This is a genomic window from Campylobacter sp. S4:11 (genome assembly GCF_024723695.1).
Lineage (GTDB): Bacteria > Campylobacterota > Campylobacteria > Campylobacterales > Campylobacteraceae > Campylobacter_D > Campylobacter_D jejuni_C.
On the sequence record NZ_JANQDC010000099.1, the window covers coordinates 1 to 424 of the forward strand.

General features: G+C 23.1%; 1 pseudogene. It reads right to left on the minus strand.

The window, feature by feature from the left end:
- Positions 1-221: 221 nt before the first annotated feature.
- Positions 222-424: pseudogene (locus tag CAMP5053_RS08385) on the minus strand (hypothetical protein); the annotation flags it as partial.

Genomic DNA, 424 nt, shown 5'->3' on the forward strand with positions numbered 1-424 from the left:
AGCTTGGGTGAAAAGATCTTCTTGATTATAATTTATAGCTATGGAATTTTCACATTGATATAAGGCTTTTAAATATGCTATGGATGAATTTTTATCTATTGTGTCTATTTCATCATTGTTTATAAAAGCAAGCCTTGTTATAAATAATTCTCTATCCATTTTTTTCTAAATATTTAAGATAAATAAATATTATATCAAATATATTAAATTTTTGATAGTCTTTAAAGATTTTCATATACCACATACACACTCGCCATTAATAAAAAGATATTGCACACAAACCCTATAAGCCAACTTAATTTTTTGCGTTTTTCTTTTATGCTATAACATTTAAATAAATAAGCTTGTAATAAACAAGGAAGTATAATAAATGTGATTACTAAAAAAAACATAGCCATACAAGTCAAAAATCCAAAATAATTAT